The organism is Scytonema sp. PRP1, from assembly GCF_036697665.2.
Lineage (GTDB): Bacteria > Cyanobacteriota > Cyanobacteriia > Cyanobacteriales > Nostocaceae > Kalymmatonema > Kalymmatonema gypsitolerans.
Map to the genome: position 1 here is coordinate 39,506 of NZ_JBAHYJ020000005.1, position 16,802 is coordinate 56,307.

A 16,802-nucleotide genomic window follows, 5' to 3' on the forward strand; every position below is an offset into this window, starting at 1 on the left:
TAGGAGGTATCAATGTATTCAGAGTATCATTTTCTCAATGTTAAAGACCCAGATAGCAATGAGTACACTATCAAGCTAGAACAGCAGTATTTTGCTATAGGACGAAGCAACAACAACGATATAATACTTCCCGACCCAGAAAAGATAATCTCTCGACAACAATGCGTCCTTGAATATGAGGCAAAATGCTGGTGGGTGGTCGATGAATCCAGTGCAAATGGAACATATGTGCAGCAAAGTAATAACGACACTCCAATCAATGTGCGTCAGCAAGGTCGATTACAAATCAAGAATGGGGATGTGATTCTCATTCTTGGCAAGTTCTCTGAGGCGGAAGAACCAGGATTTTGGAGGCTGACCTTTCGAGACCTTTAACGAAACTAGAACATCAATTTAGTTATCAGCTTCCAGAGGCTGTTATTTGTTCTAGTTCCGTTAAACAAACGGGCAAGGACGTAGAGATGATCGTTTTGACACTCTCACTGCCAAACTTACGCGCTTGGCGGCAGATTCTTGCTTCACAGAAACTTGCTGTTTAGTGCTTGCACTAACAAATCTTACAGTTTCTCCACAAGCTTGAAATACCGAGTGTCCCTCGGTATTTGTTAACAGTTTTTTTAGCCCTTCCGCTCTTAAATTTCTTGCCGCATTCTCATCTCCCGTTAAGCTACCCTGTAACGGGAGATGAATTGCTCTATTGAGATAGACTTAATCAAGATAAAAAGGAGAGTAAAATCTTCTAAACCAACTTAGAGAATCTATGACTGTATTGTAGACCGTAATATGGAACAAGTTCAGTGTCAAGCCAAAGCGAAAAGCCAACCCGCTCGACGCTACGAATTAGATTGGCTTAGGGTTTTGGCAGTGCTGCTGCTACTTTATTTCCATACCGCAGCCATCTTTTATAGTGGCGAACTTGGCGAGTTTTACATCAAGAACGACCAGTTGAGTCATGCGATGAGTTGCTTCATCGTATTCGTCCATCAGTGGCATATGCCGCTCTTTTTTCTGTTGTCAGGATCTGGCACTTGGTTTGCGCTGTCATTTCGGTCAACGCTTGAGTATGTGCAGGAGCGATTCAAACGGCTGTTCATCCCTTTCTTGTTTGGTACTCTAATCCTTGTTCCGCCTCAGGTTTACTACCGACTTCGGAGCAATCCAAACTACCATGACTCATACCTGCAATTCTATCCCCAATTCTTCAATGGCATTCGTCCTCAGGGGAATTTTGAGTGGTCACACCTGTGGTTTGTGATCTATCTTTTCGTCTTTTCATTGATTGCCCTACCGCTCTTTCTACATTTCAAAGGGGCAGGAGCGCATTTACTCTCAAAGCTCTCAGTTATTATAGAAAAACCTGGAGCAATTTTGCTGCTTGCTCTACCCTTGGCTGCCATTGAAACAGCATTGCGACCCAGATGGCCAGGTTTCCAAAACCTCTATGACGACTGGGCAAACTTCTGTTTATACCTTTTGTACTTTATCTACGGCTACTTCCTAAGTTCTGACGCAAGATTTGGGCAGGCTATAGACAGGCATAAGAGTATCGCTCTGGTCTTGGCATGTACCTGTATGTTAGTTCTTTTTGGTTTGTGGCAGACTGATAGCTTGCCAGAGCGAGGTTACTCTCTGGAATACATCTTATACCAATTACTACGGGGGGTTGACTCCTGGTTTTGGATCGTTGCCCTTGTAGGGTTAGGTCGAAGGTACTTGAATTTCAATAGCAAGCTACTGCAATACGCGATCGCTGCACAATATCCATTCTACCTGCTTCACCAAACAGTCCTCGTGGCAATTGGTTTCTACGTAGTACGTTGGAATGCAGGCGTGATGGAGAAATTTTGGGTGATTAGCACCACCTCTCTAATCGTAACCATTGCCCTCTATGAGTTATTCATCAGGCGAAACAATCTGGCGAGATTTGTGTTCGGACTCAAGCCAATTTCTTCCCAGCAGGAACTAGCGCAACCACTTCCTGCATCGAGAGATTAGAGGTCAGGACGCGCGGCTTTTTCCCGCTTAGGGATTTCCAACAAATAAATTATCCCTCTTGTGGGGTGGGCCAGAAAGCCCGCCCAGTTAATAGGACGGGCTAGAAGCCCACTCCACAAGAAAAAATTGGATACTTTTTAATTTGGAAGTCCCTTAAAGCTTTAAGTTCTAATTGCCACAAGCAATTTCAATACCTAATGAGCTAAGAACTCCAAAACCAAAGTATTAAACTCCTCTGAATGTTCAATTTGTGACCAATGACCACACGGATCGAAAATATGTTGACGGGCATTCGGCAAACCTAAGGTTGCAACAGCAGCGTGAGCAACTGGCAGTACACGATCCTGTCGCCCCCAAAGCACAAGTGTTGGCGCAGTGATGGTAGGCAATCTATCGACAATCCGATTATAAATTTCAGTCCGAACACCAAACAGGTCGATGTTTGTTTTAATAAGTGCTACAACTGCTTCCCATGCCCTAGGAAGAGTAGCAATTTGGTAAAACAGCTCAACCCACTCATTGGAAATAAGCGTTGAGTCATACACAGACTGCTTCAACGCCAAAGCTGTACCGCTGCGAGTGGGTTTGAATAATCTGCCAACAAATGGTAATGTCGCTAACCGAAGCGTAAGTGTGATTTCTTTACCTAACCCCAAGCTGTTCACCAAGACCAACTTCTCTAGTTTTTGAGGAAAATCTAGTGCGAATTGCAAGGCGACACCGCCTCCCAGCGAATTTCCAATCAGGCTGGCGCACTCGATACTAAGGGCATCCATGAAATCTTTGACAAACTGGGCTAGGTAGGTGAGCGAATAGGTTACTGGTGGCTTATCAGAGCGACCAGCGCCTACTAAATCAACAGCGTAGACACGATGGTGTTGAGCTAAGACGCTAATATTATACGCCCAAGTCTCTACACTACTGCCGATGCCGTGGAGCAAGATGACTGTTGTTCCCTTGTCCCCCGAAGTCCAGTAGCGTGTATTGATTTGACCAACTTGGACATATCGGTCTTGTGGTGTCTGTACAAGCATCATAGGCATCGGTCAGCATTTTGATTGGCGTGAAGTGACTTGCAGCTGTCTTCAACAATACTAGTTCCAAATAAGTTTTTGGATCTGGAACTTGCCCATTTGATATCAATTTTGGCATCTACAAAGAAAGCAAATATCCGCTTCTCCAAGGAGAAATGTTCTGACAGTATGAATTTTAGAAATTTTGACAGGTGAGTAAGTAGCAATAAAATAGAAAATTGGCTTAAGCCTTGAGGTCGGCTTCTGCTACCATCAATCCCCACACAATACCAAAACGGATTCTGGTCGCACGACAAACCGCAAAATTAGTATCTTCAAGGAAGCGGTGAAATTCATCTTGGGTGTAACACTGCTTATGAGCCAGATCAAAAATTTTAAGTATAATATCACAAATTTTACAAGTTAAATAATCTCTACACCAATCCAGGATAATAACTTTACCATCAGGCTTAAGAACACGTCTCATCTCTTTTAACGCAGCAAGTGGGTCATCGAAGTAATGAAACGAATTGGCAGATACAATCACATCGAAACTATCATTGTCAAATGGTAAAGCTGACGCACTTGCCGTCTGAAATGATACTTGAGGATAAGCACTACATTTGAGTTTGGCGATCGCCAGCATCTTCTCTGAAATGTCTACCCCAACAATCTGTTGCGATGAATACTCAGCCAGCAGTAAACGTTCAAACTCACCAGTACCACAGGCAACATCAAGTACAGTATCTGCTGGTGATATGTCTGCCCAGGTTTTGAGGAAAGATAGTGTGTTAGCGATATAACTTTTCCAACGTAGATCGTAAACGGCAGCTAACTGGTCGTACTGTTTGCGAACTGTGGTTTCAGTCATCCTGGTTATTCTAATAAGGGTTTTAGGTTAGCCAACCACTTTGCACATACTTACTGTACATTACCCCTACTTGGCAAAAAGACGCGCGAAAGTGACAACAACTCTTGCTTTAGCTCAGTAGCTCTTGTGATAATGGCTCGATTCAAACAAGCTATGGTTAAGGCTCTTACATGGGGAGTGAAATTAATTTAAGTTGAATTTAACATGGTTAATATGGACAAGTAACTCAATAAAAAATCTTGATGGCTTCCACCTATACCCTCGCTCCCGATACTATTGTTTCTGGGTTTCATGCCCTTTGCGATCCACTTAGGGTTAGGGTCATAGAACTACTGCGTGACCAAAGAATTTTGTGTGTGTGATTTGTGTGATGCCTTGAAGGTTGCCAATCAAAGTTGTCTTTTCACCTGAAAAGTTTGCGGGAAGCGGGTTTGGTTCGCTCAAGGCAGGAAGGACGCTGGATTTACTACAGTCTTAATATCCCTCAGTTTGCCGCCCTAGAGCAGTATCTGTCTGAATTCCGCCGATTTAGCCAAATATTGCCTGCTCGATTTTGTCAAGACCAGTCCTAAAATATCTATTTTTTTTTAATTAAGTTGTGTAAATTATCACTCTTCTTTTCTTAACAAATCAATTTTTTTTGAAATGATAGAGATATACCCTTAATTGATTTATCAGGGTGGTGGAGATAATGAACGCAAGACTTGTCAAGTTGGTACTCGCATTTGGAACATTGGTTTTAACAACCAATTGGACTGCGAGAACTTACTCAACTCAAACTCAAGTATCACAAAAAGTAGCTCAAGGGAATACGCAAACGACAACAGGGAATGTGAGGATTGATGGTTCAAGTACTGTTTATCCAATCACTCAGGCAATCGCTAAAGCGTTTGAATCAGAGCGAAAGCAAGAAAGTATCAGTGAATATTTCTGGTACAAGTGGCGGTTTTGAAAAATTCTGTGCTGGACAAACTGACATTTCTAACGCTTCTCGACCAATTTTAAAAGCAGAGATAGAAACTTGTCGCAAAAATGGTGTCAGGTTTATAGAACTTCCCATAGCTTTTGATGCTCTCACCATCGTTGTTCATCCACAAAACAACTGGGCAAAAGAAATCACCCTTGCCGAGTTGAAAGAAATGTGGGAACCAGTAGGTCAAGGGAAAATTACAAATTGGAATCAAGTGCGCGCATCTTGGCCCAATCGTCCCTTAAAATTGTTTGGTGCAGGCAACAAATCAGGAACTTTTGACTATTTCACCGAAGCAACAGTCGGCAAAACAAGAGCCAGTCGTACTGACTACACAGCGAGCGAAGATGACGAAGTTATAGCAGCCGGAGTCAGCAAAGATCCAAATGCTCTAGGTTACTTTGGCTATGCTTATTATCAAGAACACAAGGATAAATTGAAAGTACTCGCTGTTGACAATGGTAAAGGACCAGTATTGCCAACACGTGAAACTGTAGAACAAGCTCAGTATCAGCCACTGTCTCGACCTTTATTTATCTACGTTAATTCTTGGAATACGAAAATAAAGCGGCTATTTACCAATTTGTAGATTTTTACATTAGGATAGGCACCTAAACTCTAATTTCTGTGGGCTATGTACCTTTACCAGAAGAAGTTTACCGTATTGACATGTTCACTTAAACAATGGTAAAGTAGGAACTGTGTTTGGTGGCGAAGCGCAGCTTAACCTAACGCTGGGAGAAGTGTTACGCAAGCAAAAGCAGTTTTAGGTTGATGATTTTCTTTATACATAAAGAAGTTGCTTAATATAAGCATCAAACATAGGCAGAAGGAATTGATACCTTTACTTTGATGTCTGTCAGTAGTGGTACAGTGATGGTGGATTCATGGGCAATTCAATAAGCGGTCGTGCTGTAACTCATATGGGGTATCAACTTTGTGTTTATGCCGTCTGCGCCGCATTGATTTCATAAGGCATCAAGATAGCGCAGACAAACCAGTATTTCATCAACTTTTTTAATAAGATCCCAAACCCATCGGCAAGCAGCCCTTAGAACTAAGAAATGCATTATTGAGGAAGCATCTGTGCTAGATTAGCATAGACATATCAAATTTTCTTGAAACCGAAGGAGCTTTAGAACTAGAAAGGACAATGAAGCTTATACTTAAGCATCTCACGGGTGGTCTCAGGTTTCAAGTAGTACACAATACAACCTTGCCCCACCTAAGTTTCAAAAACTGCATCTATCTAGAGAAATTATGCGGGATAAGTGATGAAGAGAAAGAATCTTCTAAAACAGCTTTCGTTTCTTGACCGTTTCCTAACCTTGTGGATTTTTTTAGCAATGGTTATTGGGGTTTGCATAGGTTATTTTATTCCTCAAGTAGATGTCCTCATTAACCAATTCCAGGTAGGAACCACTAATATACCCATTGCCATCGGCTTAATTTTGATGATGTACCCGCCGCTTGCTAAGGTGCGGTATGAAGAGTTAGGCGATGTGTTTCGTAATGGCAAAATTCTTGGTATATCGCTCCTTCAGAATTGGCTCATCGGACCAATTCTGATGTTTGCTCTAGCGATTATTTTCTTACATGATTATCCAGAATACATGGCGGGATTGATTCTCATTGGATTAGCCCGTTGTATTGCAATGGTCGTTGTCTGGAGTGATCTGGCTAGAGGAGATACTGAATATACAGCAGGACTTGTGGCATTTAACAGTATATTTCAAGTCCTGTTTTACAGTGTTTACGCTTGGTTTTTTATGACTGTTCTGCCACCTTTATTTGGCTTAAAAGGCAGTGTAATCAACATTAGCATTGGAGAGATTGCCCAAAGTGTCTTTATTTACCTGGGAATTCCCTTCATTGCTGGATTCCTGACTCGCGTTCTTCTTGTAAGAGCAAAGGGCAAAAGATGGTATCACACTGAGTTTGTTCCCAAAATCAGCCCAATCACGCTGATTGCTCTGTTGTTTACCATCGTGGTTATGTTTAGCTTGAAGGGCAATCTCATCGTTCAGATTCCATTGGATGTTGTCCGAATAGCAGTTCCAATGCTCATTTACTTCATACTCATGTTTTTCATCAGCTTTTACATGGCTTGGAAAATTAAAGCTGACTATGCGAAAGCGGCAAGCGTGGCATTTACAGCTGCTGGCAATAATTTTGAACTGGCGATCGCTGTGGCTGTGGCTGTATTCGGAATTAACTCCGGAGCAGCGTTTACTGCTGTAATTGGTCCCTTGGTGGAAGTTCCTGTGCTGATTGGTTTGGTCAATGTAGCACTCTGGTTTCAAAGACGATTCTTCCGCTCTTCTGAACCAACAACTTTGTAGCTCTAATTATGTGAAGGGAAAGTTGGTAATCACATCATCCCAAAAGAAAATTGAACGCGAAAACACCAGCTATCGCGTTCAAGAGCACACTAGCACATTAATATCGCCAAGTCTTTTTACAACATTGGTTCGGGGTTTTCATAATAATTTTCGTCCCTAAACTTATAACGTTTGCTGAATAATAGTTCTGTTTAACCTACAGACGATTTGTGCTCAGAAGACTTATTAATCCCCCTCCACCGGATTTGAGAATGAAACCCAATATGATACAAAGACCCTAGCTACGTTTATCAATAAAATTTGATGACTGCTACCAAGACTGTCATTTCTGACACAATTGCTGAGGGCTTTCACGCCTTATCTGATCCCATAAGGATTCAAGTTTTGGAACTGCTGCGCTCTCAAGAGCTACGCGTATGCGAAATGTGCCAAAATTTAGGAATTACTCAGTCTAGGCTGTCTTTTCATCTCAAAACCCTGAAAGAAGTGGAATTAGTTCGCACACGTCAAGAAGGTCGTAGCATATATTACAGTCTTAATTTGCCTCAGTTTACTGTTTTAGAACAGTACCTAATGCAAACTCAAGGAGCCTTGGAAAGCATCCATCTCACACTTAAGGGTTAAAAATGCGAATTTTACTAAACCAAGTAAATGATTAAGAAAATTAAGGAGTTCTGTCGCGGGGCTCGGTCAAGCCTCAGAGATAACAAACCTCACGGCTTCTGGTTGGGGAGAGCCAAAGCATTTCGCAAAGCTTCGATACCTTCAGGGACAAGCCGATAGTAAATCCAGGTTCCGCGTCGTTCTTTCTGGAGTAAACCAGCCTCGTACATCACCTTCAAATGATGGCTCACAGTGGGCTGAGATAGTCCCAAAGGTTCTGTTAACTGACAGACACAAGCTTCACCAGTTGGTTGAGCAGCGATAAGACTGAGCAATTGCAACCGAGCGGGTTCTCCCAAGACGCGGAAGATAGCTGCCGTTTGTGCTGCTTCGTCCGCGTTGATGAATCTTGACAGCAGTGACGGACAACAAGCGGAAATTTGTTGAGAAAAGTTCATACTTCTATATTGACATTTATCAATATATTTTGCCAGTATATTGATATGCATAAATATTGATACTCATCAATATTTAGAAGAAACGACAAGGGAGAATATTTATGGCAGTTCTAAAAACCCATGTAGCGTTGAATGTTACCAACCTGGCAAAGTCCGTTGCCTTCTATCAGGCGATGTTTGGCGTTGAACCTGTGAAACATAAGGTGGACTACGCCAAGTTTGATATTCCCAGTCCTCCGTTAAACCTGACACTGAACGTGGTTTCTAGTATGCAGCCTGGTGGTGCCTTGTCTCATTTGGGTGTGCAAGTTGACAGTACGTTAGAGGTGCAAGCAGCAGTCAATCGTTTTCAAGAGGCGGGACTGGCACTATTTGAAGAAAAGAATACTGACTGTTGCTATGCGCTGCAAGACAAAGTGTGGATAAGCGATCCAGACCAGAACAAATGGGAAGTATTTGTGGTGAAAGTGACAGACACAGCGCCAGAAAAGAACGTTACGGTTAATGCCGAGCCAACAGCACAAGGTGTGAAAAAGGCGTGTTGTGGATAATACTGAGTTAGATTCAGTCATGGAGACACGATGTTCCTCGTGTCTCACGAATTCTTCTTTGTAATAATTTCTCTTAATCTGACAGCAACATAAACTTTTATTGTTTTTTATGAAATTATGTAATCTAATAAAAATTTCTCAGGAAACATCAATTTTTATTGAAATGATTAAGTATACTGTTTGACAACGTTTTGTACCATACATAATCAGGAAGCAAGTCAACATGACCCACCTACTAATTATTGGTGGTAGCGATGCGGGTATCAGCGCTGCCTTACGGGCAAAAGAGTTGGATTCAAAAGTTGATGTCACCGTGGTTGTAGCTGATAGCTTTCCCAACTACAGCATTTGTGGTATTCCATTTTATCTCAGCGGTGAAGTACCGGATTGGCGCAATCTAGCTCATCGCACGGCAGAGGAAATCACACAGACAGGCATTAATCTGTTGCTCAACCACACAGCCCAGACTGTTTACCCTGCTAAAAAAAGCGTCGAAATTGTAGATCAACAAGGACAGGTGCAATGGTTGACTTACGATAAGCTTATTGTGGCTACGGGCGCTGTGCCAGTTAAACCTGCCATAGAGGGGTTGGAACTTCCAGGAGTTTTTCTTTTGCACTCAATGGAAGATACCTTTGCTGTTCACCAGCACTTGACCAACCATGCGCCGCAATCAGTAGTCATTGTCGGCGGCGGATACATAGGGCTGGAGATGGCGGATGCTTTGACGCATAGGGGTATTGCCGTTACCCTAGTGGAGCATTCAGCAACCGTCATGAAGACCGTTGACCCCTCCTTAGGACAAGTTATTGGTGAAGAACTAAGACGCCACAACGTTGAAGTCATCAATAGGGTTGAAATCGAGACTATTGAACAAAAAGGAACGCAGTTAATAGTATCAGGGACTGGTGGTTTTCATAAGACGACCGATATGGTGTTGGTGGCGGTTGGCGTTCGACCATTAACCGACCTCGCCCCAGAAGCAGGCTTAAAGACAGGTCAAAGGGGTGCAATCCAAGTTAACCGGAAGATGGAAACTAACGTTCCCGATATTTATGCAGCAGGGGACTGTGTTGAAACCTGGCACCGCCTGCTTAATGAGTACACCTATCTTCCCTTAGGAACAACAGCCCATAAGCAAGGTCGGATTGCTGGTGAAAATGCCGTTGGCGGTGAGCAAGAATTTGCTGGTTCATTAGGGACTCAGGTCGTTAAAATTTTTGATTTGGCTGTTGCCCGTACTGGCTTGCGCGATGCAGAAGCACAAGGTGGGAGGTTCAACGCTGTCACGGTCGAGATGGATGCTTGGGATCACAAAGTTTACTATCCAGGGGCGCACAAATTGCGGATTCGCATCACCGGAGATGCTCAAAATGGTCGGCTTTTGGGCGCTCAAATGGTTGGACATTATCAGGGGGAGGTTGCCAAGCGGATCGACATCTTCGCCACTGCTCTATTTCATGGTATGAACGTAGACGAGTTAAATGAACTCGACCTCAGCTACACACCACCCTTAAGTAGTCCCTGGGACCCAGTGCAAATGAGCGCCCAAGCTTGGGTTAAACAGCAAATTAAATACCATTCTTAGAAGCTACTGCTGATTTCTATGACGAATTTTTCTCATCCTCCCAGAATACTGTTTTTGTATGGCTCTTTGCGAGAACGTTCCTATAGCCGCCTGCTTGCAGAAGAAGCCGCTCGAATTATCGAGGAGTTTGGTGCAGAAGTGCGGTTTTTTGACCCACGGGAATTACCGATTCACAACAGTGTACCGGATACCCATCCTAAGGTGCAGGAATTACGGGAATTAAGCCAGTGGTCTGAGGGTCAAGTCTGGTCATCGCCAGAGATGCACGGCAATATTACGGGCATCATGAAAAACCAAATTGACTGGATTCCCCTCAGTATAGGAGCAGTCAGACCGACGCAAGGTAGAACCTTAGCGGTGATGCAAGTCAGCGGTGGTTCTCAGTCTTTCAACGCCGTCAACACCCTGCGGATTTTGGGGCGTTGGATGCGAATGTTTACGATTCCGAATCAGTCTAGTGTTGCCAAAGCATACCAGGAATTTAACGAAGACGGAACGATGAAGGATTCACCTTATCGCGATCGCGTGGTTGATGTGATGGAGGAACTCTATAAATTCACGCTGTTGTTGCGTGACAAAGTGGATTATCTCACAGACCGCTACAGCGAACGTAAAGAGAAAGCTGCCAAAGAGACAATCGCTGTCGCGAATAAGGCTCTTGAAGTTAACTCTCATAAAAGCACGTAGTTATTTCCATCTGGCTGTATGAAAAGACTCCAGATATCAAAAAATTGAGAAGCAGCATTCATAACATTTTCATTAAGGGTAATCTATGGTGACAACAGTGTATGATTGTCAAAATCTACACCGATTTGCTGCGATGGGTGGTATCTATGGTAATGTTCCTGCTCTGAAAGCTTGCTTGCAAGATGCCAAGGAACAACAGTGTGAAACACTCTTGTTTCTTGGCGATGCCATTGGTTTTTGTGGGCATAGCGACGAAGTGATTGATTTAGTTCGACAGCATTTTGACATCCTGATTGCTGGAAACCACGAGCTTGAAGCAGTAGCTGGGTCAAACACTTGTGGTTGTGGCTATGCTTCTCCCGAAGATGAGCGTCTCAGTTCCATAGCCGCTGAATGGTCTCTGCTTGACTTGAGTGAGGGGAATCGGCAATGGTTGGGAACCTTACCCGGAGTTGCCATTATTAATACCGCTGCTGGACGCATCCTTTTGTGTCATGGTAGTCCAGATCGAACCAACGAGTTTTTATTTGAATCGGAATTGGATGAACAAAGGTTGATTCAGTGGTTAGAGCAGTATCAGGCAGTAGGCTTTATCTGCACTCATTCAGGTTTACCCTGGATTCGTCACTTGAAGGATGGTCGGTTTGCTGCGAATTGTGGTGTCGTTGGCAAACCAGACAATGATGGTGATCCAGCAATACACTATCTCATGGTGACTGTAGCAACAGATTCTGTGCAGAACATTGTTGTTCAACGAGTTGAATACAATCATCTCGACTGGATTAATATTCTCAAGCGCGAGGGGGTTAACGCCATGTTTACCGAACCTCTACGTACTGGACTTTGGACTTATGGCGTAGCCAGCCTCCCAAGCCAACCTTTTTCGTAGATGGCGGCTAGTGACAGCTATGTTACTGTATGCCTTTTAGGGATTGAGGTTTTGTCATCTGGGTAAGCCTTATTGCTAGTGATTTACTCCCGTTCAATTAATCCACAGATTTTGCCATTATAAATGGTATCATTTGGTACAGCGGGTGAATCTGGGAGCAAAGCCTCAATCTGCTCGTATCGGCTGAGCAATTCCTGTTGGAGGGCTGTTAATTCATGGATACGGCGCTCCAATTCATCGATGTGCTGCTTCACCATTGCCTTGAGGTTTACACAGGGCAAAGCACCAAGGGCGTTGATGTCAATCAGCTTTTTGATTTCCTCCAGGGATAGTCCGAAGCGCTTGGCTTTCTGAATAAACCGCAGGCGCTCCTCATCCTCTTGTGAATAAATGCGGTATTTTGACTCTGTTCGCTTGGGCTGGTTGAGTAAACCCAAACGTTCGTAATAACGAATTGTCTGAGTGGGCAGATCCACTCGCTGGCTTAACTCGCCTATAAATAAAACCTCTTTCGTTTTCATGCCATCTCCTTGGGCCGATGGGTCGGGGTTCTACCTCGACCCACACGTACTTTATCCTTGTCCAATACCAGCAGCGACGAGTGCTTCGCGGGACACTGGCTGCTGTTTCTGGCAACAGCCAGCGAGTTTCCCATCCACGACGACAGCCGGAACGCGGTGGATGCCATACTGTGCCACTTTCTCGCGACATATATTGGTGGCACATCCAGAGCGCAGATCGTAGACTTGCACGTCGCAATTCTCGCAGGCTAGCTCCCTAACCACCTTAACGGTTTCATCGCACAAAGGACATCCTGCGGTGAAAACTTCAACTAGACGCTTGGACATTTTCGACTTCTCCTTTTGAACTCTAAAATTAGCCTAAACCTTATACCTGACTTCAAAGTCAAGGGGTTATATGTCACGGACTTAGGGAAATTTGGACAAAAAACCTGCTCTACGCAGCAATGGGCGTCTTTACTAAGGGGAACACTTATACCGAAAGGTTGTATGTTGTTTATGGTATATATCCAAAATTGCGATTATACATTACATTAAAAAAGGCACTAAGCAGTGCTTGACATATCAATTTTTCTTGAAATAATAGAATTATCTGGTGGTTGGAATGGGCATGAAAGCAGTTTCTAGAATAGCCTGTGGAAATCTGTTTCCCCTGTAGGAGAGGCAATCACGGCATCAGTTCTACTAGTATCGCCTTTTATTTTATTGCGAGAAATTTGGCAGCATCACTTTAATTTATTTGGTTGCGTCCATCTTGGAAGTGTAACTAGCCGTGCTGATGTCAAAGCAACTTTCCAACGGATTCTTTTAATATCTAATACTGAGGAAACGCTGATGAAACGTGTCATGTTTGTTTGCAAGAAGAATTCCCGTCGTTCGCAAATGGCAGAGGGATTTGCTCGCACTTTGGGAGAAGGCAAGATTGCTGTGACGAGTTCAGGATTGGCAGCAAGTGAGGTAGATCCTATTACCACTCAAGTTATGTCTGAAATTGGCATTGACATTACTCATCAGACTTCTAAGCCGTTAAGCGATTTCAAGGCAGATGACTACAATGCAGTTATTTCTCTTTGTGGCTGTGGCGTTAACTTGCCAGAAGAATGGGTACTAAGGGATGTGTTTGAAGATTGGCAACTCGATGATCCAGAGGGGCAAGGTATAGAAACTTTCCGCCGCGTTCGCGATGAAGTGAAGGAACGAGTGGTGAAGTTGATTGCATCTCTTAGTTAAATTCCGTAACTTTTGCTATTCGCATTTCTTTAAGGTTTATTGAAGTGATCGCGATTCGGGGCAGTGCTTTCCCTTGCGATCGCCACCTGTCAAACTGGGGAATTGTAAAATTCCCCAATCAGAACATAGATTATACGAAGTTTACTGTACTCAATGGCGGTAGATCATCATCCGTCACAGTTTGAGTGACATTGATAGCATAAGCATCATCGCCAAAAGCTGCTGGATTGGTATTACCACCTGGGTAGCTACCAAACAGGGTCTTGTACATGATGCGATAGATTTCGGTATTGTCCAAAGTGCTGGGAAGTAGGTCAGCATTCATACCGTAGGTTTTAGAAACAATGCTACCTGGGAAGTCAGGAGTGCCGACCCAGCCAACGCCAAAGTTACCAACCGGACCTGCAATGCTATCTTCGGCGGTAAAGGGAACCCAAGGTGTATTATTGCCATTTACCCCATCTAATGGATTCTGCAAAGTTGAGGCAGGTGGTGCTGGGTTGACACCAACCGTAGGTACTTTGGGTTCAAAGATTTGGTACGCAGGACCATAGGGAATTGCCTGAGATATTTGCAAACCACCTGCTTCACTGTCGGCAGCAGTAATAACTAGCGTATTGGGGTCTGTGTTATTGATGTAGTCCATTGCCACACCAATTGCTGCATCCGCCCTTCTAACAGCCTCAACAGTACCGACTGCGTTGTTATTGTTAGCGAAGTTGTCGGTGCCTTCCTCTTCCAGAACGACAAAGAAACCATCTGGATCTTGGGAGGCGAACCTGAGGGTTTCTTTGAGCATTTCGGCGACTGTGGGCGGATTCGGATTGTTTGGCTGACCATACAAACCTAGACCCCGTGTTACCAACTCGTTCTCGTTGAAATCGTTGTAGGTGTTTTCAGCAGCAAAAACGCCTAAAACCTTTTCAGTATTGTCGGGCAGAGCTTGGAGTTCATCCAAATTATAAACAACCTCGTAACCCTGTTCCTTTGCTAACTCAATCAAGTTAGTCTGGGGTCTAACCAGTTCTCCCTGTTGAGCAGCATCCAGTTGTGGTGTCACATACCGTCCGGTTGTTCCCGCAGGCAGCATATGCAATTCGCCGCCACCCATAATAAAGTTGACCCCAGACCGGATGATTTGCTCTGTGATTGCAGCTGCTTGGTTGCGATTTTCTACTTGAGCAAGGAAAGCACCTGTTCCTGGTTCGGCAATGTAGCCAGAGTTGATCACAGCAGTTGCTTTACCAGCGGCGATCGCCTCATCCATAATTGTCATACCGACCTGACCGGAAGCTGGCACAACCGGGCTGCCATCTTCATTAAAACCATAAGAGCCAGCATATACTTTAGTACCCGTTGCGTGAGTGACAGCACCAGCATTGGAAGTTCCGGTCAACTGGTCTTCCATGTGTCCCAGATACACTCCAGCGTTGGACATCATGTCCCAATTCAGCCTGCCGTCTGGTCCTAAGTCGGTAAGGCGTGCTGTAGCGTAGTGCGACGGGCTTGTGCCATCCGGGTGAATGAAGATGACATTACCTGTATCTTTCGTTGCAGCCGGAGCTTGAGTTTGTGGAGCAACTAAAGCAGGTAACTCGACACCAAACAGTGTCTCATACATCAACCGATACATATCGGTGTTGTCTGCAGTTGCAGGCAACTTGTCTGCATTCAGACCATCTGCTTTCGTAACAATGGAGCCATAAAAGTCAGGAGTGCCTACCCAACCAACTCCGAAGGGGAAAACATCACCATCTGCGTCTGGTTGAGCAACGAAGGGTTGTGTGTTGCTACCGTTGACTCCATCCAGAGTGTTTCTAAACACTTCCAATGCATTTCCAGAAAATCGAGGATTGGTGCTTAGAGTTCCTACGGGTTGGTTTGCCGGTCGGTCAGTTGTTTGCAAACCACCTGCATCACTGTCAGCAGCAGTCAGCAGCAACGTGTTGGGATTGCGCTCAATGAAGTTTTGCGCCACGCCAATTGCTGCATCTGCCCGCAGTAAGGCTTCAATCACACCAGCAGCATTATTGTTGTTACCGAAGTTGTCAGTGCCTTCCTCTTCCATAACGGTAAAGGAACCATTGCCAAAATTGGGATGCTGCTCCATCAGTTGCTGGGAAACGTCCAGCATTTCGGCAACGGTCGGTGCAGTTGGAACGTAGAGGGGGGTGTTGCTAGCGGCTAGGGCTTCTTCTGGTTGGTCGTTAAAGGTGTGGATGGCAGCAAACACACCCAGAACTTTCTGGGGAGGTTCGGGTGTTTTGCTCGGATCAAGCAGGTCATTTAATTCATCACGGGTGTAAACAACTGTATAACCTAATTCCTGAGCGAGCTCAATCAGGTTTTCTTGTGGGCGGTTTTGGATTGCGCGATCGCCAGTGCTATATTGAGCATCAAGTTCTGCGGTGACATGGCGTCCGGTGGTTCCCACAGGTAGCATATGCAACTCACCACCACCCATGATGAAATTTACACCAGACTCAATCACCTGTTTGGTAATTTCTGCTAAGTTGTTGCGAGGAGCCGATGGTTGGGCAGTCGCTGCCGGAGCAACTTGAGCCGCGAACGCTCCGGTTCCGGGTTCAGCGATGAAACCAGAGTTAATTAAAGCAGTCACCTTTCCAGCGGCAACTGCTTCTTCCATAATGGTGGTACCTGCCGGAACGTCAGGATTATTTAAGGTAGACAACGACTGCACCGGGTTACCGTTCTCGTCCAAACCGTAGGACTCGGCATACACCTTCACGCCATTGGCGTGCGTCACAGCACCACCGTTGGAGGTTCCAATGATCTGGTCTTTCATGTGTCCTAGGTAGACACCTGCATTGGAGAGCGTATCCCAGTTAAGTCTACCGTCTGGACCTTGGCTAATGAATCGTGCTGCAGCGTAGTGGGATGGACTCGTACCATCCGGATGAATGAAAATTACGTGATTGTTTGACATATACCTTTGGGTAGTAATTGACTAACAATTTGTGAAGAAATAACCAATGTTAATGAGACAGATAGATGCAAGGAGTCTCTAATTTCATAGACTCCACACGTTAGTCACTCACTCTAAAAAGTTAAAATTAGCCACAT

15 protein-coding genes and 2 pseudogenes are annotated in these 16,802 nt (G+C 44.4%); 11 read left to right on the top strand and 6 right to left on the bottom strand.

The window, feature by feature from the left end; translation table 11 throughout:
• The first annotated feature begins 12 nt into the window (after nucleotides 1–12).
• Both V5G28_RS00715 and V5G28_RS00720 read left to right on the top strand, forming a co-directional pair.
• A complete protein-coding gene (locus V5G28_RS00715; RefSeq protein WP_336229359.1) occupies nucleotides 13–375 on the top strand; it encodes an FHA domain-containing protein in 363 nt (120 codons plus the stop codon).
• Nucleotides 376–783: 408 nt separating this feature from the next.
• On the top strand, nucleotides 784–1,995 hold the full coding sequence (locus tag V5G28_RS00720; protein WP_336229361.1) for an acyltransferase family protein: 1,212 nt from the start codon (nucleotides 784–786) through the stop codon (nucleotides 1,993–1,995).
• A gap of 194 nt (nucleotides 1,996–2,189) precedes the next feature.
• Here the strand turns inward: V5G28_RS00720 and V5G28_RS00725 are convergent, their stop codons facing one another.
• A complete protein-coding gene (locus V5G28_RS00725) occupies nucleotides 2,190–3,038 on the bottom strand; it encodes an alpha/beta fold hydrolase (protein ID WP_336229362.1) in 849 nt (282 codons plus the stop codon).
• 214 nt (nucleotides 3,039–3,252) lie between these two features.
• The gene (locus tag V5G28_RS00730) at nucleotides 3,253–3,879 is read right to left on the bottom strand and encodes a class I SAM-dependent methyltransferase (protein ID WP_336229364.1); all 627 of its coding nucleotides are present in this window, start codon (nucleotides 3,877–3,879) and stop codon (nucleotides 3,253–3,255) included.
• A 242-nt stretch (nucleotides 3,880–4,121) separates the two neighbouring features.
• Here V5G28_RS00730 and V5G28_RS00735 point away from each other — a divergent pair.
• From V5G28_RS00735 to V5G28_RS00750, 4 genes and pseudogenes are all read left to right on the top strand, one after another.
• A pseudogene (locus V5G28_RS00735) lies at nucleotides 4,122–4,451 on the top strand (ArsR/SmtB family transcription factor).
• Between the two features lie 119 nt (nucleotides 4,452–4,570).
• Nucleotides 4,571–5,619: pseudogene (locus V5G28_RS00740) on the top strand (PstS family phosphate ABC transporter substrate-binding protein).
• Nucleotides 5,620–6,123: 504 nt separating this feature from the next.
• Nucleotides 6,124–7,191, top strand: coding sequence for an ACR3 family arsenite efflux transporter (gene arsB, locus V5G28_RS00745; RefSeq protein WP_336229366.1), 1,068 nt, complete (start codon nucleotides 6,124–6,126; stop codon nucleotides 7,189–7,191).
• A 303-nt stretch (nucleotides 7,192–7,494) separates the two neighbouring features.
• On the top strand, nucleotides 7,495–7,815 hold the full coding sequence (locus V5G28_RS00750) for an ArsR/SmtB family transcription factor (RefSeq protein ID WP_336229368.1): 321 nt from the start codon (nucleotides 7,495–7,497) through the stop codon (nucleotides 7,813–7,815).
• An 89-nt stretch (nucleotides 7,816–7,904) separates the two neighbouring features.
• On the opposite strand, the gene V5G28_RS00755 is transcribed toward V5G28_RS00750, so the two are convergent.
• Nucleotides 7,905–8,252, bottom strand: coding sequence for an ArsR/SmtB family transcription factor (locus V5G28_RS00755; protein WP_336229369.1), 348 nt, complete (start codon nucleotides 8,250–8,252; stop codon nucleotides 7,905–7,907).
• Nucleotides 8,253–8,353: 101 nt separating this feature from the next.
• Between V5G28_RS00755 and V5G28_RS00760 the strand changes: the two genes are divergently transcribed.
• From V5G28_RS00760 to V5G28_RS00775, 4 genes are all read left to right on the top strand, one after another.
• On the top strand, nucleotides 8,354–8,803 hold the full coding sequence (locus V5G28_RS00760) for an ArsI/CadI family heavy metal resistance metalloenzyme (protein WP_336229371.1): 450 nt from the start codon (nucleotides 8,354–8,356) through the stop codon (nucleotides 8,801–8,803).
• A gap of 223 nt (nucleotides 8,804–9,026) precedes the next feature.
• Nucleotides 9,027–10,391: an FAD-dependent oxidoreductase gene (locus tag V5G28_RS00765; RefSeq protein WP_336229373.1), complete on the top strand. Its 1,365-nt coding sequence runs from the start codon at nucleotides 9,027–9,029 to the stop codon at nucleotides 10,389–10,391.
• Between the two features lie 18 nt (nucleotides 10,392–10,409).
• On the top strand, nucleotides 10,410–11,078 hold the full coding sequence (arsH, locus tag V5G28_RS00770; RefSeq protein ID WP_336229374.1) for an arsenical resistance protein ArsH: 669 nt from the start codon (nucleotides 10,410–10,412) through the stop codon (nucleotides 11,076–11,078).
• 85 nt (nucleotides 11,079–11,163) lie between these two features.
• Entirely contained in the window at nucleotides 11,164–11,967 is an 804-nt protein-coding gene (locus V5G28_RS00775) for a metallophosphoesterase family protein (protein ID WP_336229375.1), read from the top strand.
• A gap of 83 nt (nucleotides 11,968–12,050) precedes the next feature.
• Here the strand turns inward: V5G28_RS00775 and V5G28_RS00780 are convergent, their stop codons facing one another.
• Both V5G28_RS00780 and V5G28_RS00785 read right to left on the bottom strand, forming a co-directional pair.
• Complete coding sequence (locus V5G28_RS00780) at nucleotides 12,051–12,488, bottom strand: MerR family transcriptional regulator (RefSeq protein WP_336229376.1); 438 nt, start codon at nucleotides 12,486–12,488, stop codon at nucleotides 12,051–12,053.
• 51 nt (nucleotides 12,489–12,539) lie between these two features.
• A complete protein-coding gene (locus tag V5G28_RS00785) occupies nucleotides 12,540–12,815 on the bottom strand; it encodes a thioredoxin family protein (protein WP_336229378.1) in 276 nt (91 codons plus the stop codon).
• A 507-nt stretch (nucleotides 12,816–13,322) separates the two neighbouring features.
• Here V5G28_RS00785 and arsC point away from each other — a divergent pair.
• The gene (arsC, locus tag V5G28_RS00790) at nucleotides 13,323–13,718 is read left to right on the top strand and encodes an arsenate reductase, glutathione/glutaredoxin type (RefSeq protein WP_336229379.1); all 396 of its coding nucleotides are present in this window, start codon (nucleotides 13,323–13,325) and stop codon (nucleotides 13,716–13,718) included.
• Between the two features lie 130 nt (nucleotides 13,719–13,848).
• On the opposite strand, the gene V5G28_RS00795 is transcribed toward arsC, so the two are convergent.
• Complete coding sequence (locus V5G28_RS00795; RefSeq protein WP_336229381.1) at nucleotides 13,849–16,665, bottom strand: alkaline phosphatase; 2,817 nt, start codon at nucleotides 16,663–16,665, stop codon at nucleotides 13,849–13,851.
• Between the last annotated feature and the right edge of the window lie 137 nt (nucleotides 16,666–16,802).

Coding starts and splice junctions, on each gene's coding strand:
- V5G28_RS00760 (WP_336229371.1), top strand. CDS start 8,354: ATGGCAGTTCTAAAAACCCATGTAGCGTTGAATGTTACCAACCTGGCA.
- V5G28_RS00720 (WP_336229361.1), top strand. CDS start 784: ATGGAACAAGTTCAGTGTCAAGCCAAAGCGAAAAGCCAACCCGCTCGA.
- arsC (WP_336229379.1), top strand. CDS start 13,323: ATGAAACGTGTCATGTTTGTTTGCAAGAAGAATTCCCGTCGTTCGCAA.
- V5G28_RS00775 (WP_336229375.1), top strand. CDS start 11,164: ATGGTGACAACAGTGTATGATTGTCAAAATCTACACCGATTTGCTGCG.
- V5G28_RS00725 (WP_336229362.1), bottom strand. CDS start 3,038: ATGCCTATGATGCTTGTACAGACACCACAAGACCGATATGTCCAAGTT.
- V5G28_RS00795 (WP_336229381.1), bottom strand. CDS start 16,665: ATGTCAAACAATCACGTAATTTTCATTCATCCGGATGGTACGAGTCCA.
- V5G28_RS00780 (WP_336229376.1), bottom strand. CDS start 12,488: ATGAAAACGAAAGAGGTTTTATTTATAGGCGAGTTAAGCCAGCGAGTG.
- V5G28_RS00765 (WP_336229373.1), top strand. CDS start 9,027: ATGACCCACCTACTAATTATTGGTGGTAGCGATGCGGGTATCAGCGCT.
- arsH (WP_336229374.1), top strand. CDS start 10,410: ATGACGAATTTTTCTCATCCTCCCAGAATACTGTTTTTGTATGGCTCT.
- arsB (WP_336229366.1), top strand. CDS start 6,124: ATGAAGAGAAAGAATCTTCTAAAACAGCTTTCGTTTCTTGACCGTTTC.
- V5G28_RS00715 (WP_336229359.1), top strand. CDS start 13: ATGTATTCAGAGTATCATTTTCTCAATGTTAAAGACCCAGATAGCAAT.
- V5G28_RS00755 (WP_336229369.1), bottom strand. CDS start 8,252: ATGAACTTTTCTCAACAAATTTCCGCTTGTTGTCCGTCACTGCTGTCA.
- V5G28_RS00785 (WP_336229378.1), bottom strand. CDS start 12,815: ATGTCCAAGCGTCTAGTTGAAGTTTTCACCGCAGGATGTCCTTTGTGC.
- V5G28_RS00730 (WP_336229364.1), bottom strand. CDS start 3,879: ATGACTGAAACCACAGTTCGCAAACAGTACGACCAGTTAGCTGCCGTT.
- V5G28_RS00750 (WP_336229368.1), top strand. CDS start 7,495: ATGACTGCTACCAAGACTGTCATTTCTGACACAATTGCTGAGGGCTTT.